This window comes from Paenarthrobacter sp. AT5 (genome assembly GCF_032764245.1).
Classification (GTDB): domain Bacteria; phylum Actinomycetota; class Actinomycetes; order Actinomycetales; family Micrococcaceae; genus Arthrobacter; species Arthrobacter ureafaciens.
On record NZ_CP136441.1, the window covers coordinates 4,414,097 to 4,437,924 of the forward strand.

Genomic DNA, 23,828 nt, shown 5'->3' on the forward strand with positions numbered 1-23,828 from the left:
GTTGCGGTCCCGGCGATCCCGGGTGAGACTCCCCTCAGTGTGGACCGGGGCGGGTGACAGGCGTTACACGAATTCCGTTGAACGGAATATCCTCACTCGTCAAGGCGCCGGCTGATGCCCCGGGCCGCCGTCTGAAGTGCCGGCACCAGCGCTTGGAGGCGCACCTCCGCAAGGGGCACCACCACGCCCAAAGCAGCGACGGCCCGGCGCTTGCCGTTCATCACGGGGACCGCGATTCCCCACGTGTCCGGATCAACGACGCCCGCGAGTTGGGCATAGCCTTGCCTGGCGCTTTCCGCCAGAAGGTGACGCACGACGTCGGAAGTCACCTTTCCGGAGGGGTCCTCGAAGTGGCGGAGGTACTCCGCCTGCAGTTCGCGGGGCTGGTGGGCCATCAAAGCGAGGCCCGCCGAGGAAATATGGACCGGCATGCGGCCGGCGACCTGCGCCCTGTTCGTTACCGAGCCACGCCTGGACAGGCGCTCAACAAAGAGTGCCTCCCACCCTTCCAGCACAGCCAGGTTCACGTTCTGGTTCAGGACCTGCTGAATGTCCTCCATGAAAGGCATCGCCGCCTGACGCAGCGCGAGGGTTGGCGAATTGCGGTTCACCAGCTCCCACAGCCTCAACCCCAAGCGGACTGTTCCGCCGGGGCCCAGGTCCAACAGGCCATGATCGGACAGTTGCCGGACCAGCCGGTGCGCCGTTGACAGAGGCAAGGAAGCCCGCTCCGCCACCTCCGCCAGCTGGAGCGTCGTGACTCCTTCAGGGAAGGCAGCGATGACCCGGACCACGCGGTCCACCACCGAATCGCCCGACGCCGAGTTGGCCATTTTCCTCCCAAGGTCAGCGGCATCCGCCATGGCTGCCTTCCATTCAATGGTAAAACGTGCGTCACGTAACAGCTCCCGGTGATACAAATCTCATAACCAACCGATCATTCTGACGGTCGGGATCCGACCCATCATGTACCGAGGACGCTATGCCGACGATGACATCTGCCCGCCGCTCACAATGGCCTGTGTGGCTCTGTTGGCTCGCCATGGTCCTGGACGGATTCGACCTCGTGGTCCTGGGCACGGTCATTCCCACGCTCATCAAGACCGGCGAGCTCGGCTTCGACGCTGTTGGCGCCACATTCGCAGCCACCATCTCCCTGGTCGGCGTGGGCCTGGGTGCGCTCTTCATTGCCCCGCTCTCGGACAAGTTCGGGCGCCGCAAACTACTGATCGCTTGCGTGGCAGGTTTCTCCCTCTTCACCTTGGCCGTCGCGTTCGCCCCCAACGTGGCCGTGTTCTCCGTCCTTCGCCTCCTGGCAGGGCTGGGCCTGGGAGCCTGCCTCCCCGCAGCCTTGGCCTACATGAACGACTACGCCCCGGCGGGGTCAGCGGGCAAGTCCACCACGCGCACCATGACCGGCTACCACGTGGGCGCCGTGGCCACTGCCTTGCTGGCCATCCTCATCATTCCCAACTGGCGCCTCATGTTCATCATTGGCGGTGCGGCCGGCCTGGTACTGCTGCCGTTCCTGTGGGCCAAGCTGCCCGAATCCCTCCCCCAAGCAGCCCCCGCTCCGTCCGCTGACGCTGCCAAGGCCCCTGCCGCCGTCGGGCGTTCAACCGAAGAGCCCAAGACCGGCTTTCGCGACCTTCTGCGCAAGCCCTACCCCGTGGTCGCCGTGGGAATCGGGATCGCGTCGTTCATGGGACTGCTGCTGGTTTACGGCCTCAACACATGGCTGCCGCAGCTGATGGCCGCAGCCGGCTATCCGGTCAGCACCGGCCTGACGCTGCTGCTTGTGCTGAACCTTGGGGCCGTTGCCGGGCTGTTCCTGGCAGGTGTCCTGGCTGACAAGCATGGGACAAAGCGGATCGTGCTGCTGTGGTTCGGCTTGTCCGGTGTTCTGCTGGCCATCCTGAGCGTCAAGATCCAGAACGAATTCCTGCTCAATGCAGCCGTGTTCGTTACCGGCGTGTTCGTCTTCAGTTCGCAGGTACTGGTCTATGCGTGGGTGAGCCAGCTGTTCCCGGCCCACCTCCGCGGCACGGGCCTCGGGTTCGCCGCGGGCGTTGGCCGCCTGGGTGCCATTGTTGGCCCGGCCGTGACCGGCACCCTGGTAGCCGCCAATATCGCGTACCCTGCCGGATTCTACGTGTTCGCCGCGGCGGGCCTCCTTGCCCTCGTAGCACTGCTTGTTGTCCCCACGCACATCCACGCGGACAAGAAAGCCGTGCCGGCGGGAGAACGGTAGCCGCCGGCACGGAGACTTACAGGCCCCGCGAACCCGAATCCCAGAGGGTTCGCGGGGCCTGTGCTTTATGGACCGCCGCGGCGAGCAACGCTTCGGCAGCCCTGTCCAGCAGGTGCGGGCGTGCGGCATAGCACTGATCGGTCACCCGCCGGAGGGCTGGAAGGGCTTGGATCGCGTCGCTCAGGCGGTCTCTGCGGATCATCTTTTCCATGGCCGTGCAATGGCGTTCGGTGACGCGGGCGCCCACCATCGACGAGGAAATCTTCAGACTCAGGACCGCTTCGAGGCTGGGCTCGGCCTCGGCTGCGGCCAGTCCCACGTCGATCCGTCCCATCCGCGTTGGCAGCATGGACAGGTAGGTGGAGAGGAAGCGCAGCACGTGAGCGGCGTCGCCCAGTTCTTCAGCCAGCGCCCGCAGCGTGCCCATGTGAAGATGCGCCGGGCCGGATTCAAGCGTTCCAGAGGGAAGTTGCAATGCCGCTGCGGGCTGCATCACAGCGGCATTCAGGGGCGGATGGGAACCGTTGCCATCGGGGGCGGTTCCACTCATGCTGTTGCTCATGGTCCCGCCCCTCCTTCCGTGGCGTCGATAACCGCCTCTTTATGAGTGTGGGTCAGGCTGCTCAGGCTTTCCTGAGGAATTGCTCAAGTCTGGCTCAGGAAATCCCGTCCCTCCCCTCACCCACCCCCGCCCCGGCACCCAACCAGGTCGCATTTGTGCGCGTTTTCAGCACTGAAAACGCGTGTGGAGTCTCATGACTTAATAGACAGTTCTGTCTCATGACTTCGTAGACACTCTGTCTCAGGACATCGTGGACACTTAGCTTGCGGGTTTGCTGCTCTGCATGAGCAAACCCCAACCGGACATCAAGATCCGGCATGCTGTGGCAACGTGGTCCGAGGATTCGCCCAGAGGCGCGGTTACTGCGTTCTGCAGGAAGCACAATGTCTCCCGGGCCTGGTTCTACCGGGTCCGGGCGGCGGCTGCCGAGGTGGGGCCGGTGAAGGCATTGGAGAAAAAGCCCACGATTCCAAGAACCATGCCGGCCCTGACCCCACAGGCGATGATCGAGTTGCTGCTCGGTACCCGGGCGGAACTGCAGGAGAGCGGGCAGGACCACGGTCCGCTTTCTGTCATCGCGAAGCTCTCACGACAAGGCTTCACACCGCCCTCGCGTGCCACCGTGGCCAGGATCTTTTCCCGGGCCGGTGTCGTGATGCCCGAACCGCGGAAGAAGCCTCGAAGCGCCTACAAAAGGTTCGTCTATCCGCAACCCAACGCGTGCTGGCAAATCGACTCGACCGAATGGCAGCTCGCCAGCGGCAAGAAGGTAGCCATCTTCCAACTCATCGATGATCATTCGCGTTTGGCGCTGGCGTCCCTGGTCGCACCCGGCGAAACCAGCGCCGCCGCAATCGCCGTCGTTACCCAGGCCATCGAACGCCACGGAGCACCGCAGAAGTTCCTTTCCGACAACGGCTCGGCACTGAATCCCACCCGCCGCGGCCGCACCGGGGCCCTCGTGGAGTTCCTCAAAGCCAAAGGCATCGAACCGATAACGGGCAAACCCTACAAACCCACCACCCAAGGCAAGAACGAACGCTTCCACCAAACCCTGCACCGATACCTGCACAGGCAACTCCCGGCCCCTTCAATGGCTGCCCTGCAACTGCAGGTCGACGCTTTCGATCTCTACTACAACAACGAACGCGAACATCAAGGCCTACCCGCGGGAACGACGCCCTATGAGGCCTGGAACGCCACCCCGAAAACGCCCCCGCCAACCGTTCCTGAGCAAGTCACGCCCGCAACGGACAGGCAAAGCGCGCACCGAACAGTGAACCGGAACGGGTCCGTGACGATCCTAGGAACCCACTTCAAAATGGGCAAAGAACACACCGGCACCACCGTGCACATCATCTACGACGACACCACCATCATGTTCTTCGGAGCACAAGGCACCGAGATCATCACTCACCCCAGACCTCCGCACGGAACCACCTACGTCGGCAACGGAAAACCCTCAGGAGTCGTCGCAGACCCACAAGGCACCCGCAAGAAACGAACAAAGTACCCGCCCCGCAGAGGCCGACAAACAAAGTCCCAAGACGAAGTGTCCACACAGTCGTGAGACAACAACCGTCCACGAAGTCATGAGACATGAAGTGTCTACAAGGTCATGAGACATGACAAGCACTGAAAACGCGCACAAATGCGACCTAGTTGGGCCGGCGGGCCGGGCATCTGGACGGAACATAAGCATGCTGATAATCCTGTAGGCATGGAACAGCCAAACAGTGGGGATGCTGCGGCCCCCATGAAGGACCGGATCAAGGACATCTGGGGTGCCAGGACTCCCTATGAGAGGGACGGGCAATGGCCCACCCGGGTGGACTACGCCCTGATGGAAGGTGTTGAAGAAGGGGACGTGGACCGTTGGGTCCAGTCTGCGTGCGTCCTGTGCAGCAACGGCTGCGGTTGCGATATTGCCGTCAAGGACGGCGTTATGGTGGGCATCCGCGGCCGGGAAGCGGACGTGATCAACAAGGGCAGGCTGGGGCCGAAGGGACTCTTCGCGAGCTGGCAGGGCGTGGCAAACAAGGACCGCCTGACCAAACCGCTGATCCGCGAAAACGGCCGCCTGGTGGAAACGGACTGGGACACCGCCATGAACCGGATCGTCGAGCGCAGCACGAAACTGCTGAAGGACAAGGGACCGCTCAGCCATGGCTTTTATACCAGTGGCCAGCTCTTCCTCGAGGAGTACTACGCGCTGGGAGTGATCGGGAAGGCCGGTGTGGGCACCCCGCACATGGACGGCAACACCCGGCTCTGCACCGCCACTGCAGCTTCGGCCCTCAAGGAGACCTTCGGCGCGGATGGCCAGCCCGGCGCGTACGAGGACATCGACAGCTGCGACGCGATCTTCCTCTACGGCCACAACATGCCGGAAACCCAAACCGTCCTGTGGGCACGCATCCTGGACCGCCTCTCAGGGCCCAACCCGCCCAAACTGGTGTGTGTAGACCCCCGGAATACGGACGTCGCACGCCACGCAGAGGTACACCTCGCGGTCCGGCCGGGAACCAACCTCGCGTTGATGCACGCTCTCATCCGCGAAGTACTCCATAACAATTGGCACGACCCTTCCTACATCGAAGAGCACACCATGGGCTTCGAGGACCTGAAGGCCACGGTGGAGGAATGGACCCCCGAGGCGGCCGCCGCAGTGTGCGGGGTCAGCGCCCACGACATCCGCAAGGCCGCCCGCATCTTCGGGACCTCTGAACGCGTTCTTTCCACGGTGTTGCAGGGGTTCTACCAGTCCAACCAGGCCACGGCGTCGTCCTGCCAGGTCAACAACCTCCATTTGCTGCGTGGCATGCTGGGCCGCCCGGGAGCCGGGCTGTTGCAGATGAACGGCCAGCCCACCGCGCAGAACAACAGGGAATGCGGGGCCGACGGCGACCTGCCGGGCTTCCGTAACTGGCACAACCCGGACCACATCAACGAACTCGCTGCCCTCTGGAACGTGGACCCGGCGATCATCCCCCACTGGGCACCGCCGACCCACGCCATGCAGATCTTCCGCTACGCCGAACAGGGTTCCATCAACTTCCTGTGGGTCTCGGCCACGAACCCGGCGATTTCGCTGCCCGAATTGCAGCGGATCCGTAAGATCCTGGCCAAGCCGGAACTGTTCCTGGTGGTGCAGGACCTGTACCCGACCGAGACGGCGGAAGTTGCCGACGTCGTACTTCCCGCAGCCGCCTGGGGCGAAAAGACCGGCACCTTCACCAACGCTTCCCGGGTGGTGCACCTTTCGGACAAAGCGGTGGACCCACCGGGCGAAGCGCGCAGCGATCTGGACATTTTCCTCGATTACTCACGTCGGATGGGCTTCACCAACCTCGACGGTCAGCCCCTCCTGACGTGGACCGGCCCCGAGGACGCTTTCGAGGCTTGGAAGGAATGCTCGCGGGGCCGCCCGTGCGACTACACGGGATTGAGCTATGACAAGCTGCGGGGCGGGAGCGGCATCCCTTGGCCCTGCACCGAAGAGCGTCCGGAGGGAACGCAGCGCCTTTACACTGACGGGCAGTTCCCCTCCAATGCAGAGTATTGCGAGAACTTCGGGCACGATCTTCTGACCGGAGCCGAGGTGGAGCCCGAAGCGTACAAAGCAAAGCAGCCCGAGGGCCGCGCCTGGCTCAAGACCACCATGTTCCATCCCCCGCATGAAGAGCCGGACGATGACTATCCGCTGTTGTACTCGACCGGCCGCACGGCCTACCACTTCCACACGCGGACCAAGACGGCCCGGTCCAAGGCCCTGAATTCGGCGGCCCCGCGGATGTGGGTGGAGCTTTCCGTCGACGACGCTGCCAGGTTCCGCATTGCAGAGGGCGACGTCGTCCGGGTCACCTCGCGCCGCGGCGTGGTGGAGGCACCCGCGCGTGTCAGCGGTATCCGGCCCGGAACCATCTTTGCTCCGTTCCACTTCGGATACTGGGACGATCCCCGGGCCGACGGCAACCGGCCCGATGACGATGCTTTCCGCTCGGCCGCCAACGAGCTCACCCTGACGGAGTGGGACCCGATCTCCAAGCAGCCTGTCTTCAAGAACGCGGCAGTAAGAGTCGAGAAGATCCGCGACGGCGCCGGGACGGCCCCCGCGCCAACAACCACAGCGTCACGGCCGGCAGGAGGAGAACAGTGAACCTCAACATCTACCTGGGACTGCTGCACAAGGGTGAGCAAACGCTGGCGGATTCGTTCCGGCAGGTGGCCGAGGGCCACGGGGCCGAACCGGATGTCCATTTCCTCTGCCAGACCCTGGCAAAACAATGCGACCATCACGAGGAACTGCTGGCTCCCTTGGCGGAACGCTACGGCGAGGACGGTTCGGACGACGAACCCGAACGCCTCCACGCCGACGGCTTGTCAGAGACCAGGGGCGGGCCGGTGGGGCTGCTCCGCGACCTGCAGGACCTGTACCTGCTGGCCACCTTGGTGGATGCAACGTGGACGGTGGTTGAGCAAGCGGGTTCTGCGCTCCGGGACAAGGAACTGCTGAGCGCGGTTGAAAAATGCCAAGCGGAGACGCAGCAACAGATCAGTTGGCTGAAGACGCGGATGAAACAGGCCGCGCCGCAGGCATTGCTGGTGGCTGAGTAAGGCCTTCCGCTCCTAAACACCGTCAGTGCGGCAGCAGCCCCAGAACCGGCAACGCAACCGCCGTCGAAATCGCCATGGCGGCGGTGTTGGCAATCACCGGGTGGTAACCGGGAGGCAGTCGCGTGGTGATGCCGCGCGCAACGGGCGGCGCCACTAAGGCTCCCAGCAGCGCCCCGCCGATGATGGACGTCCATGATCCGTTGAAGGCCAGTACTGCCGCCGGGGCCACGGACACCACGGACGCGTACGTAGCTGCCCAACCGCCGTCGCCGAACCACTCCCGCCACAGCACTACTCCGAACGCGGACGTCAGCGCCTGCGCAAAGAGGATCCCGGGAAGCAGGTTCGAGCCGTAGGAGGGCAGGCCCGGGTTCAAGGCGAACGCTGCGCCCACACCCAGGATCACCCCTGCACTGGCGAGTTCGTTGGCAAAGAAGTGCGTTTCAGTGAAGTCCTTCAGGACGCGCCGTGCGGCCCAGAAGGTGTCGCTCTTCCAGGTAGGGCCCGACGCCGGATGGCCGGTTTGCGTAGCCGGCTCCACCCTGCGGAGTTCCACGGCTCGCGGAGCCAGCCACGGAAGCTTCCGCGCGACGGCGAACGACACCGCAGAACCCACAGCCATCGCCAGGACGTTGGCCACCAATGCCGGAAGCCCCAGCGGCGCCGAGACTGTGGGGATCAGCAGGAGGGCAAGCGGGGTTGTGGTGGCCGCGCCGAGCACCGCTCCGGTTAGGCACGGCCACCAGCCGCCCCCGTACACCAGAACCATGGCGGGTGCGACGCAAACGAAAGGAACGAACGTCGGCTGCCATCCGCCGTCGAGCATCCACCCGAAGGCTGCGTTGGACAAGGCGAGGCTCAGCGCAGCAGATGCGAAGACCCAGGGCCATAGGCCGGTTCCGTAGCTCAGCTCCCCTGCCCAGCGTTTCCGACGGCGGCCTGCCCACCATGCGATGACGGCGCCGGTCAGAAGACCTGCTGCGGCCAGATCGGACTTGAAGAACAGTGGCTCGGTCATGTCGCCGAAGAACCAGCGCACGGCATCCAGAGGGGAACCGTCGACGCTGCCGGACCACCCTTCGAAAACCGGGCCGCTGCGGGGCGAAACCTCCGACACCAGGTGTAGGAGGGCGGCAAAGACGCCTACCGCAGCGGCCATGCCGAGGGCTCCAAGAGCGGTGCCGGCCGCAGAAAGTTCGCTCCGCTGTTTCCGAATGGGAGGCGTAGCGGCGGTGGCTGCTGAAGAGAAGGTCATGGCTGCCCTTGGCGTCTTGAAGGTGCTTTTCAGAAGCAGCGTAAACCGGGTGGGCGGGGCGTGATCTTGCGCGCGGATTGTGACCGGTGACCGAGACCATCCCGGAAGACCCCGGGCATGCAAAAAGGCCCCGCCCCGTCTGCGAAAACAGACGGCGCGGGACCTTCAGGCTCAGGACGCTAGGCCCGCTTGCGGGTGAGCAGTCCCCAGATGATGAGGACGATCAGTGCACCGCCGATAGCGAGCAACCACGTGGAAAGCGACCAGAACTCGTTGATGCCCACGTTGAACAGGACGCTGCCGATCCATCCACCGAGGACGGCACCAACGATTCCGAGCAGGAGAGTCGCAAGAATACCGCCGCCCTGCTTGCCAGGCTTGATGGCCTTGGCAATGGCACCGGCGATCAGGCCCAGAATGATCCATCCAAAGATTCCCATTTTTCTTCTTTCTCTAGTGCTTTGGTCCTTCCCGGCGTCCACGTGCGCGCCTGGGAGGACCTTGGTTTAGCCCTGCCAGCGGAGCCGCCGGAACATGCCGGCGACTTGCTTTGCAGACGGCCTACCGGCCGGATCGGGGTCTGTCATGGCATGCAATGCCATGGACCAGCGCCGCCGCACCGTACCGGGAACTCGGGGTTCGCTCAGAGTCCTGGCAACCATGGACTCCAGCGGGGGGCCCGGGAATGCCTTGGTGCCCGTGAGGCACTCAAGGGTCACCAATCCCAGGGAATAGATGTCACTTGCCGCGGTGGGAACTTCTCCGCACACCGCTTCGGGACTCATGTAGTGGGGCGTCCCGGAGGACGAACTCCTTGCCGTGTGTGCCGGACTGATCGCGACACCGAAATCAGTCAGCATGGCGGGACCAGTTCCAGCGTGACCCGGGACCATGATGTTGCCGGGCTTGACGTCGTTGTGCACAATCCCGCGTCGGTGCAGGTATGCCAGGGCGTTTGCAATATCGGTCATCCAAGCAGCTGTCGTGCCGGAGCCTGCGGGCGCTGCCCGGAGGACGGCGCGCAGGTCCTGCCCGTTCACCAAGTCCATCACCACATAGTGGTGGGGCTCGCCGTCGGCGATGAGACTGCCCGAATCGCGGAGACGCACAATGTTCTTGTTCCGCAACCGCTTGTGGATTTCGAGTTCGCGTTCGAAAGCTCCACCACGGACCCGGCCCGTTTCGCGGAAGACCTTCACGGCCACCACCGAACCTGCACGGGCGTCCAAAGCCTCGTAGACGTGGGCCTCGGAGCCACCTCCAAGCCATCGTCCCAGGCTGTACCGGCCACCCAGCAAGCTGTCATGACCGCTTGCCACCGGCACATTCGAGCCCATCGCTTCGTGATGCAGGCTCGACGGCAGGGTGCCCGATCCCAGAGGACCGGCTGCAGGAATGATGGCTGTCATTTGGAGACACCGTTCACGGGATCCGTGGCCTCAATGTCCATCCGGAACCCGCTTTCGCAGGACATTTCGTTTGCGGGAGCTTCCTCCCTTGCAACGACTGTCATGTCATCTCCCACAATCTAGAATAAGTATCTTGGATATCTAGTTATATGTGTACTTACTACTTAAGTCCAGCCGGGTGGTCAATGTTGGTCAATCCCATCGATCGCTTCCCGCATTCGCTTCAGGAAGTCGACCACCACCACGGCCTCGCCACGACTGAGGGACGCCGCGACGTCCATCATTCGCCGGTGCATGCCGCTGAGAGTCTTGCGAACCTCCTCGTCAGAGTCCGACGTCGGCCTCAGTACCAAGGCGCGACGATCAGTCGGGTGGGGCTCGCGCACGACGTGACCCGACTTCACCATGCGGTCCACCAGGCTGGTCATGGAGGCGGAGGTGATCCCCAGCCGCGTGGCGAGTTCCTTGGGTCCGACCATCCTGCCCGCGCGCTCGTATTCCAGGAGGTAGCGCAAAGCCAGAAGATCCGTTTCGCCCATGCCCATGGAGGAGCGGGTTCGCCGACGCATGGCGGCCTCAGCCGAACGATAATCCCGCAGGGCATTCAGGACTTCGACGGCAACAGTTTCATTGCCGTACCAATATCCTTCCTTCACGACATCCGCAGTCATGACCATTCCTTCGTTAGACGAGTAGCTTGTCTGTCTAAGTACTATGGTACTACTAAGTAAACTTATGAAATGACGAGCATACAGGTTCGGGTCGGGTGCGCCCAGCAGACCTCAGGCGTGCTGCCGATCTGGTGGCGCTACGAGCGCAACCGCCGCCAGGCTGCCGGGGCCACCACGACGGCTACGCCAATGACGGCGCCGATCACTGTCTCCACGATCCGGTCCCGCAGCAGCAGGCCCGGGTCCACCGGGGCAGCCAAGAGGGTGGCGATCAACGCCAACGGCGTGACGAAGATCTGCGCCACAAAATACTGCCGCGCGATGAAAAGTTCGGCGCCGAACTGGCATGCGGCGATCACCAGGACCATCCCCCACGGCGCCGGATTCAGCCAGAGGATGGCGGCCATCAGCAGCAGGCCGATCACTGTGCCGGCGATTCTTTGGAAACCCCGGCTGATCCTGTGGCGCGTCGAGTGCCCCACCAATGGAACGACGGCCGCAACCATCGCCCAGTAACTGTGGCCAAAACCGAGCTTCTCCCCTACCAAAGTGGCAATGGTTCCGGCGAGTCCCGCGGCCACCAGGTAGCCGCCGCCTTCGAGCCAGATCGCGCGGCGTTCCAGAGCGGTGTGACGGATGCGGGGCGGCCGCTTCCAAGGAGTTCGATGGCTCTTGACGATGCGGGACGACATGCCGATCAGCAGGCTAAGGAGCGTGGTCAGCACGGCCACAAGCATCGCTTCCCACAGCGGCGGCTGCGCGGGGATGGAGGCAATCGCGGCGAAGGCGAAGATGTGAAAGAGAGAGCCGCCGGGGCGAAGCCGCCAAGCTGCCACCACAACGGAGCAGAGGCCGGCAACCAAGGTGGTCGCAGCCGTCAGGAGCCACGAATACGCGGTTCCATCGACCCCCAGAGTCTGCGCGACCCGGGCCGTCAGGGTGGCGAAAAGGATGACCAAAAGCATGAAGCTTCCGGCCCGGAGTTGGCTACGGAAGCGCACGCTATGCGGCTCATTGCGCCCATAGATGCCCGTGAACGCACCGAACGACGCGAACACGGCCAAGTCCAGCCGCCCCAGCAGCGTCAGCGTAATGAGGGGAACGAACACGCCTACAGCGCAACGGATGGCCGGGTGATGGTCCTTGTTCGACGGGCCCATCGTGAACATTTCCGCTACAGCCTTCAAAGAGCGGCTCGCCTTTCGTCGCAGGATCAAAAACGTACGACGGCGGCACTGGCGTCCGCTTCCTAGGTTACGCCCGGGCGGTTGGTCACCTCGCGTTAGGCAGGCGGATAGTGGGCGTAGTCACGGACGTTGCGCTTGGACGAACCTCACCGGTCCCGGAAACCATAGAGGGTGCCGGGATTGAGAAACTGACGCCCCCACAGGAGACGCCTGTCGGCGCTGGTGAGCCTTCCGAAGTCCGCAGCCTCTGCCCAGTGCTCACGAATGGCGTCTTCGATTCGGGCAACGATACTGCTTGCTTGGTCCTTGGTCAGGTCATAGAGGCTGCGGGCGGCGATCAGGTCAGATAGGTTGTTCCGCTTTGTCCCATTCCTGTCATATGCAATGGCCTGCGAAGCCGTCTCTCCGCTATGCCGCATTGGTGAAAGGTCATAGGCGGGGCTGAGCCTCGCCACAGATCCATCCCAGAGCGCCGCGTGGTTCCGAAGATGGTCGTCGGAGTTGGAGATTGACATGTTGAATGCGATGCGTGCGAAGAGTTCGGAGGCGGTGCCCTCGGGCGCGCCGTTGTTTCGAAGAGCGTCCAGAAACTCTACATAGCTGCCGCTGCGCGCCTGTAGCTCGTCCAAGCCGGTCAGGGTCAGGGCGCTTGCCGCAAGGATGCGACCGCCGTCCTGCGTGCGGTCGAATCGTTCAACTAGCAGGACGCTCCGACCGAGGACGCTTTCGACGCGAGTACGCGCAACGTTAAGCCCAGCCTTCCCGGCGAGGAACATGCTCGCTGACTCCGCGCCCACCACGGGAAAGTGGTCATTGGACGCACTGAACTTCGCTATGTATTCGCGGCCAGATTGGTGGATGACGGACTTCGGGCGTGCCCCACCCATCGCTGTACCACTCAGGAGAGCTCGCTCGAGTTCGAACGGCAAATCCTCCCCTGCGTCGACGAGGTCTGCGGCGTTCAGAAGGGTTTCCAGCGGAGCGGGAGCCGCAGCACGGGGGACGTAGTCAATAACTGATCTCTGGAAATCGATAGCGCCGAAGCGGTTGGACCCGGAGTTCAAAAGATATGTGCGCTCGTCAAGGTCACCGGTGTCGGCGTCGTCCCCGCGGTCACCGGTAACTTGGTACTGAACGACGCGCCGCCCCCACGCATCTGGTGAAGCGTCGCGCAGAGCACCAGGCAGTCCCATCGACCCTGTGGGCCCAAACGTTTGCTCGGATAGCGGGAGGGTCGGCGCCAGGGATACGGCGTTGGGTCGCTCCAAGTACCGCCGACCGTAGTCGAAGAAAAACTGGCCAGGCGCACCCTCTCGAAGACGGCCGGCGGGCACCGGCGTGTCCGCCTTGGGTAGCCAAACCCACACGTAGATGTCAGAAGTCGAGGCCATCGTCGTTGCCCCTTCGCTTCTTGTCGACACGTGCGGGAAGCAACGCGAGCCGTTCTTCGCCTCGTCGGCGGAGCGCAATGAGTTGGCTTGGGTCGTCGACCCCGAAGAGTGGCACGCCAACGATCGATGCAACGTTGAATACGTTGCCGATGCTGCTCGCAGCGCTTCCGCGCTCGATGGCCGCTAGAGTTTTCCGCGTAATGCCTGCTGTGCCAGCGAGGTGTTCGGCCGTCATCCCTCGTGCAGCGCGTGCCATCCGAATTTGCTGCCCTAGCACGACAATAGCGTCCTCGGCCGCGCGGGTAAGACCCAGTTCTCGACGTCCCATGGGTAATAGTTTACCCGCAACAGGTAGTTATGCGTAAACTATTATCCATTTGCTGCTTCCGGCTAGGCGTGGGCGGGAGCCCGGGAGCTTGCAATTTGGCTGCTAGAAACGGGACGCAGTTCCGGTGACCGCAGCGGTGGAGAGCGGGTTGCCGTCAGTGTCGGTGATGTTGCCGGCCGGCGTAAAGCTTGCGAAGACCGCCGGATCTGACTGGACGGTGTTGCCACCGGAAACGCCGGAGCCCAAGGTGATGACTACCCGATTACCGCTCCAAGTCATGGACGAAAAGTTCGGTGTTGTTCCGTTTCCATTGCCGCTTCCCGAAAAGCTGAGAGCTGTTGAGGTGTACCCGGCACCGAGGTTAACGCTGCCCAGATTGAGGGCACATCCGGTGAGTGACACACTGAGGACGTTATTCGGACTGACGTTAACAGTGACCTGGTTGTTTCCGTTCACGGTGAATGACCCGGTGACCGGCCACGTGTTACAGACGGTTTTCCCATTGATGACGTCCGAGAACGTGATGGTTACCGTGTCTCCCTTTTCGATCTTGCCCGCAACGCCGCCTGCGACATTCGCCAGCTCAACGTTGGCAACGGTGGGCGGGGTCGACTTCTTCTTTGACGTCGCTGTGCCTGCGCCGCCAGTGTTCCCGGCGGCGTCCGTAGCCTTGGCCGAGAAAGTGATGGTGCCGTCCGTGAACCTGCTGACGTCCACTGGTGCAGCGGTCCAGCCTCCAGCGCTATTGGCAATGATGGTCTGTGAGAAGGATGAGGCACCGGCACCACTGACAGTGAGCGTCACGGTGGAATTGGCCTCAGCCGTGCCGCCGACCGGCACGTTCCCTACGTTGAGGGAGTTCACCAAGGCGGGCGCCGTCACTGTGGGCGCGGCCGGAGGCGTGGTGTCCGTGACGGGGGTCGTCCCCGCGCTCCTCGCACTCTCCTGCCCCTGCCACAGAGCAAGCATGGGCGTGACGGTGTAGTACCAAGTCCCTGCGGGAACATTGGCCTCCACACAGGCCAGGGACGTGACAGTCCCGGCGCACGCACCTGTGGCAGGCACACGGTTTCCGCCGCTCGCAGCGCCGTAGCGCGCAATGCTGTAGCCGGTCACGGACCTGCCTGCCGCCGTCGTACTGGCCGCCCAGGTGACAGACACGTTGGTGCCGGTCACGCTGGTGGACGGCTTTGAGCCCTGCGCCAGCGCGTCGGACTTGGCCGCAGCGCCATTGCTGCTGACCGAGCTCCAGAATGCGCTTGCCGCAGGACCGCTCCAGGAAACCAGAAGAATGCCCAACGCCACCACGAGAAGGCGGTTCCAGCCGCCCATGCTGACTCGGTCGGAACGACGATGCCGGTTCACTTCCGCACCTCCAGCGTGACGGGGATGGTGAATTGCGCGCCTTGGCAGGCGGAGGGTGATGCCGTGCTCATGCTTGCAGCACCGGGCAGGGTGAGAAGTAGGGAAGTGTTTGCAGCGATTGCCGTGGACGTCATTTGGGCCGGCGTGAACGTTACGCCTGTTGGGGCGCAGCCCGGGTGTGCGGCGTCGGCGGTGATGGGTCCGCTGGCGGTCACGCTGTGGATAGCGACGCCGTGCGGGTTCGGGTTGGTGATGCGGAGGACGACGTCGGCCGATCCGCCCGGCACGAGGCTGCTTTGCAGGGTATCGCCCGGGACGAGTGCGTCCACCGTGACTGTCTGCATGGTGCCGTTGGTGGCCGATCCACTGCCCAAACCGGCAGCGGTCCAGTAGGCATAAGCCGAACCCACGCCGCCCAAGAGGCAGAGAGCCGTGGTGGCGGCTGCTGTTCGGGCGAGCCTGCCTGGACGGGCTGGCGTGCCCTTACGAATCCGGTCCATGCGGGAGATGTTCATGTCAGTTTCCCTGTCCCATCCCCGAGTACGTGAAGTGGAGGGTGGCGCCTTTGCAACCGTCCTGAAGCAGCTGGGTGTCCAGCATCCTGATGTGCGGCCACTTGCTTTGGGCTATGCCCAACCCGGAGAGGCTGCTGGAGCCGGCCGGGGCCGTGAACGGATAGGTGCCGCTGAACTGGGTCAGCGCGTAATCCGCCGTGGTGCACGGCAAGTTCGCCGCCACAGCCTGCGGGGTACGGACCACCTGGCTGATCGCGACCGACAAATTACTCACAGCGATGCTCTTGCCGGTGGGGTTGGAAATCTGCAGCTCGATCGGCTGGGAAGAACCCGGCGACAGCGGACCGTTGACGGTGCCGGTCACCCCGAAGTTCCGCTTGACCTCCTGAACATTCAACTGCGCTGATGCCGTGGATTGCATCCCCCCGCCGGTCCCGGTGATGGTGAAGTCGGTCTTACCTGCCGGGGTACTGGGTGCCGTTGCTATGGTCAGCGTCGCCTGGGCGGTGCTGCCGGAAACGAGGTTCACCGACGACGGCGACCACGCGGCTGTTGCTCCTGCCGGCAAGCCCACGACGCCGAACGCCACCGGACCAGCGAAGCCTCCCTTGGAGGCGGCGGACGCCGTGTAGGTGACAGCCAGCCCTTGGTCCGTACTCCGGCTCGACGGCGACAAGGTCACCGCGATTCCCTTGGCTTCCTTGCCCGGGGTGCCTTGTCCGTTTGACTGTCCGTTGCTAGCCGCCAAGGCCGTGACAGGTACCAATGCCACCAGCACGGCGAGGATCACGGCACGGAGCGGCATTCCACCTCGGAGGAATGGGCTGCGGCGCTCTTGCGTGGGGTCCATGGAAGAAGCTCTTTTCGGACGGGCCGGGTGTTGCGGAACTGGGGGCAGGCAACTGGCCGGGGACCGCCGTCGTTGGTCAGTCCCCGGCCTGAGGCCGCTACTCGCTGGTGACGCTGACCGTCACTACTGCGCCTTTGCAGGCGTCCTGGTTCTCGGTTGCGCTGTCGTTGAAGGTCAGGGTGCCGGCGCCGACGGACGTGCCAGTAGTCTTGGCAAGCACTCGTACGTTGCCTGTGTCGGCTGTGACTTCGAACCACGCTGCTTCGCAGCCGGGGACGTTGGTGCTGACTTCCGCCGCCAGGTCGCCGACCACGGTGCTTGACGTTGTGGAATTGTCGGCGGTGTATGCCACGGGAACGGAGTTGCCCGGCGCGAGCCCGCCGTCGAACGTGGCGTGGAGTGTCACGGTGCCCCCGCCGGCCGAGTTTGTGGCGGTGCCGTTGCCGGAGCCCGTCGTGGTCCAGTAGGCGTATGCCGCACCGCCGCCGACGGCGACCAGGGCAACACCTGCAACGGCAGCGGTGATACGGCTCTTATTGGAAAGCTTGCGCATGATTTGGCTCCTTGGTTCATCTGCAGTCCGGGGAGCCGCGTCGCAACCCCCACCATCCGGTTCCTTTGCCCGGATGAAGCGATGTCCCCAATAGTTCAGGTTGCTTCCCATGCGGTGCCACACTCGGATGTACGCCTGTTTTTCGCCTGAACGATGGTTCAGGAATACGTTGGTTTGCGCGGCGAGTACTCGGTTTTTTGACTGACGACTACTTGGTTCGCGGGGTATTTTGGCCCTGCCGGACGCGTGGGCTTCTTGTTGATCATGGCCGGAATTCGTTGCCATCTTGGGAATTTTCGCGATTCATGGGACATGCGCGCGGGCAAAAGCCTGGGCGCCGGATGAGGGCGCGCTTTAGCGATGGCTATTTATCTGACCTGCGGCCTCGTTTCGGGCGACTGCTCACGCGACTGCGCCAACATTGTGCGAGCCTTGAGCCAAAACTGCGCTGGTGTTCGAGGAATGCGGCGCTGGGCTCAACGTGCAAGCAGCCGATCCGGCGGGCGGTAGCCAAACGGCCCTGAACCCAGCAAGCACCGATTCACCCGCCTTCGGTATCTGGCACACCGGTTGTGGACATCGCTAGAACGGGCGGAAGGGGAACACCTTGCCGAGGCTGGTTCATCGGGGAAGCCGCTACTGGATGAGGGCACCCTACTGGTCGCGATTCGAGAGGACCGGGCGAAGAAGTTACATCCGCAGCCGATGCGGCCCTCATGGAGGGTGCCCGCGGAGCCTGAGGGATAGCCGAAGTGGGGACCTGATATGCCCCGCTGCGGGGATCTGATCTCCGGTGAGATTGATTGGGCCCCCGTTAGCAGTCCAGCGTCTATGCGATAGCTAATTGGTTTTCTTGCGTCCAGGTTTCCCAGTAGCGTTTCGGCGTCATGCCGTCCAGGGATCCGTGGGGCCGTTCATGATTGTAGATAGTCTTCCATTCCTCGGCCAAATACTTCGCTTCGGCCATGGTGTCCATGATCTCTCCGGAGAGTTGTTCCCTTCTGAATTGGGCGTTGAAGGATTCGATGAAGCCGTTCTGCCAAGGTGAGCCCGGGTCGATGAAGGCGGTGTCGACTCCGGCGGTATCGCACCAGTCGATCAGTGCGGCGGCGGTGAATTCGGGGCCGTTGTCACACCTGAGGTATGTCGGTGCGGTGCCGGTTTCGGCGATGATGTTCTCCAGCACCGCGACCACGTCAGTGGCTTTGAACGACCTTCGCGGGATGACGGCCAGCGCCGTGCGGGTGTATTCATCGATGACGTTGAGGAACCGGATGTGCCGGCCGCAGGAGGTCACGTCGGATTGGAAGTCGAAGCTGACCACGTGCATCGGATACTGGGCTGTGAGGCGTTTCTGTTCCCCGGCGCCGGGCCCGGTGCGGCGCTTCTTCCGGGCTCTGGGTTTGCAGGTCAGGCCTTCGTCGCGCCAGAGCCTGCGGATGCGCTTCCTGTTCAGCGCTACCCCGTCCCACGCCGGCTGGGCCAGCAGGTGCCAGCGGGCCTTCCGCCAGCCCCACGCCGGGTGCTTCATTGCGATGGCACGCAGCTCCGAGCGGAGCTGCGCCTCTTCGAAGCCCATGTCGGGTTTCTTTTTGCGGAACGCGGACCGGTTCTGCCCCAAGACCTTGCAGGCGAAGCGTTCGGATGCCCCGAACTTCTCCACCGCCATGCGCACGGCACGGCGACGTGGTTCGGGGCTCAGAATTTTCCCTTCGCCACCTCGTTCAGGATGTCGATCGCCAGTTCCTTCTCCGCCAGCAACCGCTTGAGCCGGGCGTTCTCCTTCTCCAGCTCCTTGGTCCGCTTGGACGCTTCGGCGTTCTTCTCAGACCCGTACTGGTTCAGCCAGCGGTACCAAGTCGCCTCGGTGACCTGGAGCTCCTTGACGACCTCGACCATCGGACGGCCATCGTTGAGCATCTTTTGGCCCTGCCGGACCTTGGCGATGACCTGCTCCGGGGTGTGTCTGCGTGCCATGATTCGTGAATTACCTCCTGTGTCCATTCTCGGACACGAAACTCACACAAACACTGGACTACTCTCCGGGGACCCAACCAAGATGACTAACCCGGCCGCAGAGGTGTGCCCCCTGTATCCGAAGGTTCGGGCTCGCCTGCATAGACTCCCGAGGGGCCGGCACCAACGTACCGCAAACGTTCACTTTCCGAGGCAAGTCCCAGGACACGGAACTGACCGCATGCGTGCCTTCATCTCTGGTCGACGAGGTGTAGCGTTTACGGCCCCTTCACCGTGCATTTCATCGTGCGGGTCTTACGAACATGGCCTCGACCCTAAAGTCGGCATGCTCCGCCGGCGCGGTTATCGACCGGCTTACGGGCGGTTGTCGGAGGCACCGTCTATCGTGAGTGGTGAGCTCCTCCTGACCGAGGGTGAGCCGGATACGCACGAGGAGAACCTCATTGAACAGCCCGAGTGACAATCGCGCCGTATTCGTCGTGCACGGACGCAACGAGATGCTCCGCAAGTCGATGTTTGATTTCCTGCGGAGCATCAACTTGTCGCCGCTGGAGTGGACAACCGCCGTTGAACTTACCGGCGAGGGCTCGCCCTACATCGGGCAGGTGCTCGATGCGGCCTTCGATCACGCGACTGCTGTCGTTGTCCTTATGACACCCGACGAGGTGGCATATCTCCTGCCCCGCTACGGTCATGGCGAGAACGATCAAGAAACACAGCCCGCACCGCAGGCCCGCCCCAACGTGCTGTTCGAAGCTGGCATGGCCCTGGGCCGGGATGCTAAACGAACCGTGCTCGTGGAAGTAGGCGAAGTCCGTCCGTTCAGTGATGTTGCTGGACGCCACGCGATCCGACTCTCAAATTCTCCAGCCAGTCGTCAGGCGCTGGCGAATCGGCTCCGAACGGCAGGCTGCGCTGTCGACCTTAACGGTACGGACTGGCATACTACGGGCGACTTCACCGCACCCCCACCACCAGGCGACGGTCTCCCCCTCGGGCGTCGCTTGCCGAGCAGCGCTTCGGCGAGGAAGGTCATCGACTTCGACCTCAAGTACTTCAATAAGGGCGGCAACCGCATCGACAAGCTTCAGGTGATCAACCGAGGAACAGAGACCGCCTACGACGTCGCCGTGACCGTGCCCGAGAACGCAGCCCTTGATCTGCGCTCGACCGATGTCGGTCCTATCGCGAAGATCCCGGGTGGTGGCCGCTCTGTAACCGTGGACGTCTTCAACACGGGGCGCATGCTGGGCGGTTCGCGACAGGACAACGCCTTCGACGTCTCCATTACAGCCCGTACCGAGAGCGGCGAGCAGGTAACCCAAGAAGTGTTCCTCGATCTGAATGGATAATGACGATGGATGAAGAGATCCGAGTTCCCGTGAGCCTGCCACTCGACAGCGACGGCTTCCTGCGCCGCGAGTGTCCGACCTGCGAAGAGGAGTTCAAGTGGTTCAGCCACGCCGAAGGCGATGACGACGCCGAGCCGGACTCCCAATACTTTTGTCCGCTATGCGGTGTACCCGCAGGTCTCGATTCCTGGTGGACGCCGGCGCAACTTGAGTACGGCTTCGGGAGTGCCGGCGGGGCGCTCGATCAGGCAATGAAGGACGCCCTCACGGACGCATTCAAGGGCATCAAGGGCATGAAATTTGAGCCGAACTCATCATTCAGCCTAGACATCGAGACACCGGATCCACTCATTGAGCCCGACGACATGGTCATAGTCGAGCCGCCCTGCCATCCCAATGAACCGCTCAAGGTCCCCGAAGCTTCCACAGAACGCGTGTTCTGTTTAATCTGCGGTGCACAGTTCGCAGCCTAGTCCGGAAACATCTTGAGGACCGTGCTGTAAATATGGACTACTGAGGTCAACAGGTAGAAAGCTACGCAGCTTCCTCGCTGCCTGCCGACAAGTTGTCAAAGTACCCGACAGCCGCGTTTACTGTTGTTGGCATGGCACTGACACGCAAAGACCGATTCAATATGAAAACCCAACTCCTTGAGGGGCTGGGAACGCTGGAGTGGGACCCCACCCGTGTCAATGTTCTGCTGCGTGAGTTCGAACTCCAACCATTCACTGGCCAGTTCGATCACCCCTCGCTGGATGAAATAATCGCGGACGTAACTGATGAGAAACTAACCGAGCTCTATTCCGTTGTCATGGGTGTCGACATCGACGCGGTGGTCGACGTCGTGGAATCAGTTGCAGGCGATGGGGTTTGGAAGCCTGACTATGCGCGGGTCTTCCTGTCCCACTCTGCCAAACACAAAAAGTTCGTAGGGGAGGTTGCAGACGAACTCGCTCTCGTCGGCATCCACGGTTTCGTTGCTCACGACACCATGGCTTTCAGCAAACCCTGGCAATCCCAAATCGAGCAATCTCTCCGATCTATGCAAGCATTCGTTGCCATCATCCATCCCGAGTTCAATTCCAGCCCCTGGTGTCAGCAAGAAGTTGGTTGGGCACGGGGCCGCAGAGTGCCGTTCTACGCCATTCGATACGGCACCGACCCGGCCGGGTTTATCGGGCGAGATCAGTGGCCAAGCGCCACGAATCAAACGCCTGCACAGGTAGCCACCATCATCAGCAGTTGGGTCTCGGCGCTCCCAGAACTGGGTGCAGCCGTCACTGAAGGGCTCTTTGAGTCGCTTCGCACGGCCCCCAGCTTCATCGATGCGGGCACAGCCCGCCAAGCGGATCGTCGCTCTCGGATCTCTGACAGCTGATCAATGGAAACGCCTTGACGCCACGTACTGGAGCAATGACCAGGTATACGGCGGGGCACTGCCCTCGAACGCACTCGAGCCTTTCTACAGGGAGAACCAGCGGCAGTGGCCACCCGCGAAACCCTAGTCGACGCCCATTGCCTGATGGCCTACTAACGAACGGTGGAAGTATCAGCAGCACGGTAATGGATCGGCTAACGGACACACTGAGCATAGTGGCCAGAGTCTGGCCTTTGAAGGCTGGCCCCCTTGGGCGACCCACGCATGCAGGTATGTTGTTGCAATGCGAAAGCGAAGCGGCGATGGCCAGGGAATAGATGACAGGATCTTCATCGAACGCGGGACGACCGATGTAGCGACAGGGTTGTTGTCCCCATGAGGGACGACATCGTATGCCCAAGGTGCAGGCAAGACTGGGTCAAACCATTCCGAATTGTAAAGACGGGCGATCTCTTTCAGCGCTGTGTTGAATGCGACGCGGTTTGGTCCATCGGAATTGAACCTAATCTGAGATCCTTTGGGACCTTCGACACTTTCATGACGGTGCGTGGTTTGTCGGAAGGCGAGGACGAAATCGAGGAAGTCCAGTGACGCAGCGGGGAGGGGAAGGAGTGAGCAACGACGGGCAAATCAGCGTCGAACTCAGCGAAGACGAGGCGTTGGTACTCTTTGACTGGCTGGCCCGATTCAACAAGCGCAAGGATCTTGATCTTGCTGACCAAGCCGAGCGGCGCATCTTGTGGGACTTTGAATGCTCGCTGGAATCTGTACTGATTCAGCCATTCTCAGAGGACTACGCCTTACTGCTGGCTGAGGCTCGAAGCCGTCTCGTGGACCCGAGTCAATCGTGACCTGTGTGTGGCAACAACCGTGGGGAAGACAGCGCAGGAGCGATGGTGGGTGCTGGCGAGCTTGAACGAGCACTCCTGCCTTGTAAGGAACGGATGTCCGGTAAAGGATCCTCTAGCGGACGCTCCCATTCTAGACAAAGAGTGAGCCATCTTGAGGCGCAGCACGAACAAGATACCGCCCCGGTGACGGTGCCGAAACATAGGGCCTTCACCATGCTGGAATGGGAATGAGCTCCCCGTTGATGAGGATCTCTGGACTCTTGATGCTTATTCCGGCTTCTTCTGACCACAGCATGAATTCGATGGCCCAGAGCGCAGATGCGTGGTCATAGGCTGCTTCAACCTGTGTGACCTCCGCATAAGACCATGGCCCCGGGATGCTGCTGTAAAAGTGGCAGTCCACGATGTGGCGACAAACCACATCGTGGGTACTAACACCCTCCGCCTCAACCACTTCCACTCGCAGTTCACAGGTCTGTATGACGGGGTCAAGGGCAAGGCACGTGAGGATGCCACCCCACATAGCATTGATGCTCTTCACTTTTTCACTTTCTCAATGATTCCGAGAATCTCATCCAAAGAGTTTTGGGAGATATCAATATGTGTTTCCCCATGAATCTTTGAGGCCTTTCCGTGCACATCGAACGCCTCCTTACTAGGGATGCTTACACGATAGAAGCGAAGGGTACGCTCACCACCTTCTTCCATCACTCGAACAACCACGTCGCGGGAACCATTGGGGACGTTTATGGTGTAGCCACTCTTATTAGTCTTGAGGACTCCACCCGTCGCTTTTGCTACGTCCTCCGCCAGTTGGCCTGCTTTGGGAATGGCTCCAGCCGCGCGCCGAGTTTCGCCCCATTAACAGCTTTTCCGGTTGCTCCTCCACCGTCACGCATGTTCATGCAAAGGGCCAAGTGATCATCTGATATAGCGCGGATCGGCTGGTCCGGGTCCAGCGGACAGAAAAATTCGCCCGCTGAAGTTAGGGCGGCGAAAACACTTCCCGACATGTCCTCTGCCAGAAACAGGCACGGAGGGTCGACGAATGAATAGCCCTCGCTGCTTGGCCAGGCCACTCCGCAGCCAGCGTCGACGACCGACTGCGGAACAGGCCGAGGCGGTCTATTGACCGTCCAGATCGGCGAGTACGCAACCGTGTGGGCCATGAACTTCTGGGCGTTCTTGGGCAGGACCGAATCCATGGCTTCGTCGTCTTCAATGACTTCCCGGCGTGCGGCCGTTTCCACCTCGGTCGAGCCTCCTGCCGGGGCCTTGCCGTCCTTCCGCAGTCCTCGGGCCTTCCAGTCTGAAAC

Annotated in this window: 24 protein-coding genes; 8 read left to right on the forward strand and 16 right to left on the reverse strand. The window is 62.4% G+C overall.

All coding sequences use genetic code 11. The features are described from left to right. Positions 1-92 precede the first annotated feature (92 nt). On the reverse strand, positions 93-833 hold the full coding sequence (locus RI444_RS20575; RefSeq protein WP_031216704.1) for an IclR family transcriptional regulator: 741 nt from the start codon (positions 831-833) through the stop codon (positions 93-95). A 149-nt stretch (positions 834-982) separates the two neighbouring features. Between RI444_RS20575 and RI444_RS20580 the strand changes: the two genes are divergently transcribed. Further along, positions 983-2,251: an MFS transporter gene (locus RI444_RS20580; protein ID WP_071416695.1), complete on the forward strand. Its 1,269-nt coding sequence runs from the start codon at positions 983-985 to the stop codon at positions 2,249-2,251. Positions 2,252-2,267: 16 nt separating this feature from the next. On the opposite strand, the gene RI444_RS20585 is transcribed toward RI444_RS20580, so the two are convergent. After that, positions 2,268-2,813, reverse strand: coding sequence for an Hpt domain-containing protein (locus RI444_RS20585; protein ID WP_207605387.1), 546 nt, complete (start codon positions 2,811-2,813; stop codon positions 2,268-2,270). Positions 2,814-3,096: 283 nt separating this feature from the next. Between RI444_RS20585 and RI444_RS20590 the strand changes: the two genes are divergently transcribed. The 3 genes from RI444_RS20590 to RI444_RS20600 all read left to right on the forward strand — a co-directional run bounded on the left by RI444_RS20590 (position 3,097) and on the right by RI444_RS20600 (position 7,430). Further along, positions 3,097-4,383, forward strand: a complete 1,287-nt coding sequence (locus RI444_RS20590) for a DDE-type integrase/transposase/recombinase (protein ID WP_062095146.1) — start codon at positions 3,097-3,099, stop codon at positions 4,381-4,383. Between the two features lie 186 nt (positions 4,384-4,569). Next, entirely contained in the window at positions 4,570-6,972 is a 2,403-nt protein-coding gene (locus RI444_RS20595) for a molybdopterin oxidoreductase family protein (protein WP_207605847.1), read from the forward strand. Then, positions 6,969-7,430 carry a hypothetical protein gene (locus RI444_RS20600; protein ID WP_021472938.1) on the forward strand — a complete coding sequence of 154 codons (462 nt, stop codon included), beginning with the start codon at positions 6,969-6,971 and terminating at the stop codon, positions 7,428-7,430. Before RI444_RS20595 ends, RI444_RS20600 begins: the two co-directional genes overlap by 4 nt. Before the next feature lie 22 nt (positions 7,431-7,452). On the opposite strand, the gene RI444_RS20605 is transcribed toward RI444_RS20600, so the two are convergent. From RI444_RS20605 to RI444_RS20660, 12 genes are all read right to left on the reverse strand, one after another. Continuing rightward, entirely contained in the window at positions 7,453-8,685 is a 1,233-nt protein-coding gene (locus RI444_RS20605) for a hypothetical protein (RefSeq protein WP_207605385.1), read from the reverse strand. A 179-nt stretch (positions 8,686-8,864) separates the two neighbouring features. Then, positions 8,865-9,125 carry a GlsB/YeaQ/YmgE family stress response membrane protein gene (locus RI444_RS20610; protein ID WP_021472936.1) on the reverse strand — a complete coding sequence of 87 codons (261 nt, stop codon included), beginning with the start codon at positions 9,123-9,125 and terminating at the stop codon, positions 8,865-8,867. 66 nt (positions 9,126-9,191) lie between these two features. Then, a complete protein-coding gene (locus tag RI444_RS20615) occupies positions 9,192-10,094 on the reverse strand; it encodes a serine/threonine-protein kinase (protein WP_207605384.1) in 903 nt (300 codons plus the stop codon). 182 nt (positions 10,095-10,276) lie between these two features. After that, positions 10,277-10,765, reverse strand: a complete 489-nt coding sequence (locus RI444_RS20620) for a MarR family winged helix-turn-helix transcriptional regulator (RefSeq protein ID WP_021472933.1) — start codon at positions 10,763-10,765, stop codon at positions 10,277-10,279. 137 nt (positions 10,766-10,902) lie between these two features. Continuing rightward, on the reverse strand, positions 10,903-11,952 hold the full coding sequence (locus RI444_RS20625) for an FUSC family protein (protein ID WP_242703189.1): 1,050 nt from the start codon (positions 11,950-11,952) through the stop codon (positions 10,903-10,905). Positions 11,953-12,098: 146 nt separating this feature from the next. Further along, entirely contained in the window at positions 12,099-13,343 is a 1,245-nt protein-coding gene (locus RI444_RS20630) for a type II toxin-antitoxin system HipA family toxin (protein WP_207605383.1), read from the reverse strand. Further along, positions 13,327-13,599 (reverse strand): helix-turn-helix transcriptional regulator, encoded by a 273-nt coding sequence (locus tag RI444_RS20635; RefSeq protein WP_197521505.1) that lies wholly within the window; start codon positions 13,597-13,599, stop codon positions 13,327-13,329. The genes RI444_RS20630 and RI444_RS20635 overlap by 17 nt, the downstream gene beginning before the upstream one ends. Positions 13,600-13,773: 174 nt before the next feature. Then, positions 13,774-15,036 (reverse strand): Ig-like domain-containing protein, encoded by a 1,263-nt coding sequence (locus RI444_RS20640; RefSeq protein ID WP_242703188.1) that lies wholly within the window; start codon positions 15,034-15,036, stop codon positions 13,774-13,776. Continuing rightward, entirely contained in the window at positions 15,033-15,551 is a 519-nt protein-coding gene (locus RI444_RS20645) for a hypothetical protein (protein WP_242703187.1), read from the reverse strand. Before RI444_RS20645 ends, RI444_RS20640 begins: the two co-directional genes overlap by 4 nt. A 1-nt stretch (position 15,552) precedes the next feature. After that, entirely contained in the window at positions 15,553-16,401 is an 849-nt protein-coding gene (locus RI444_RS20650; RefSeq protein ID WP_207605382.1) for a hypothetical protein, read from the reverse strand. Between the two features lie 97 nt (positions 16,402-16,498). Beyond that, a complete protein-coding gene (locus RI444_RS20655; RefSeq protein ID WP_207605381.1) occupies positions 16,499-16,954 on the reverse strand; it encodes a hypothetical protein in 456 nt (151 codons plus the stop codon). An 829-nt stretch (positions 16,955-17,783) separates the two neighbouring features. Beyond that, positions 17,784-18,931, reverse strand: a protein-coding gene (locus RI444_RS20660; RefSeq protein WP_156784043.1) for an IS3 family transposase whose coding sequence is annotated in 2 segments (ribosomal slippage) — positions 17,784-18,658 and positions 18,658-18,931 — 1,149 coding nt in all. Because the reading frame shifts where the segments join, the coding sequence is not laid out codon by codon here. Between the two features lie 443 nt (positions 18,932-19,374). Between RI444_RS20660 and RI444_RS20665 the strand changes: the two genes are divergently transcribed. The 4 genes from RI444_RS20665 (at position 19,375) to RI444_RS20680 (ending at position 22,512) form a co-directional block, all read left to right on the forward strand. Then, positions 19,375-20,283, forward strand: a complete 909-nt coding sequence (locus RI444_RS20665) for a TIR domain-containing protein (RefSeq protein ID WP_021472924.1) — start codon at positions 19,375-19,377, stop codon at positions 20,281-20,283. Between the two features lie 5 nt (positions 20,284-20,288). Then, entirely contained in the window at positions 20,289-20,756 is a 468-nt protein-coding gene (locus RI444_RS20670; RefSeq protein ID WP_031216697.1) for a hypothetical protein, read from the forward strand. 131 nt (positions 20,757-20,887) lie between these two features. Further along, positions 20,888-21,661 (forward strand): toll/interleukin-1 receptor domain-containing protein, encoded by a 774-nt coding sequence (locus RI444_RS20675; protein WP_207605380.1) that lies wholly within the window; start codon positions 20,888-20,890, stop codon positions 21,659-21,661. 611 nt (positions 21,662-22,272) lie between these two features. Next, complete coding sequence (locus tag RI444_RS20680) at positions 22,273-22,512, forward strand: hypothetical protein (protein ID WP_031216694.1); 240 nt, start codon at positions 22,273-22,275, stop codon at positions 22,510-22,512. Positions 22,513-22,720: 208 nt separating this feature from the next. Here RI444_RS20680 and RI444_RS20685 read toward each other — a convergent pair whose 3' ends face one another. Then, entirely contained in the window at positions 22,721-23,053 is a 333-nt protein-coding gene (locus tag RI444_RS20685; protein WP_207605379.1) for a hypothetical protein, read from the reverse strand. Positions 23,054-23,309: 256 nt separating this feature from the next. Further along, complete coding sequence (locus RI444_RS20690; RefSeq protein ID WP_242703186.1) at positions 23,310-23,762, reverse strand: hypothetical protein; 453 nt, start codon at positions 23,760-23,762, stop codon at positions 23,310-23,312. Positions 23,763-23,828: the final 66 nt, after the last annotated feature.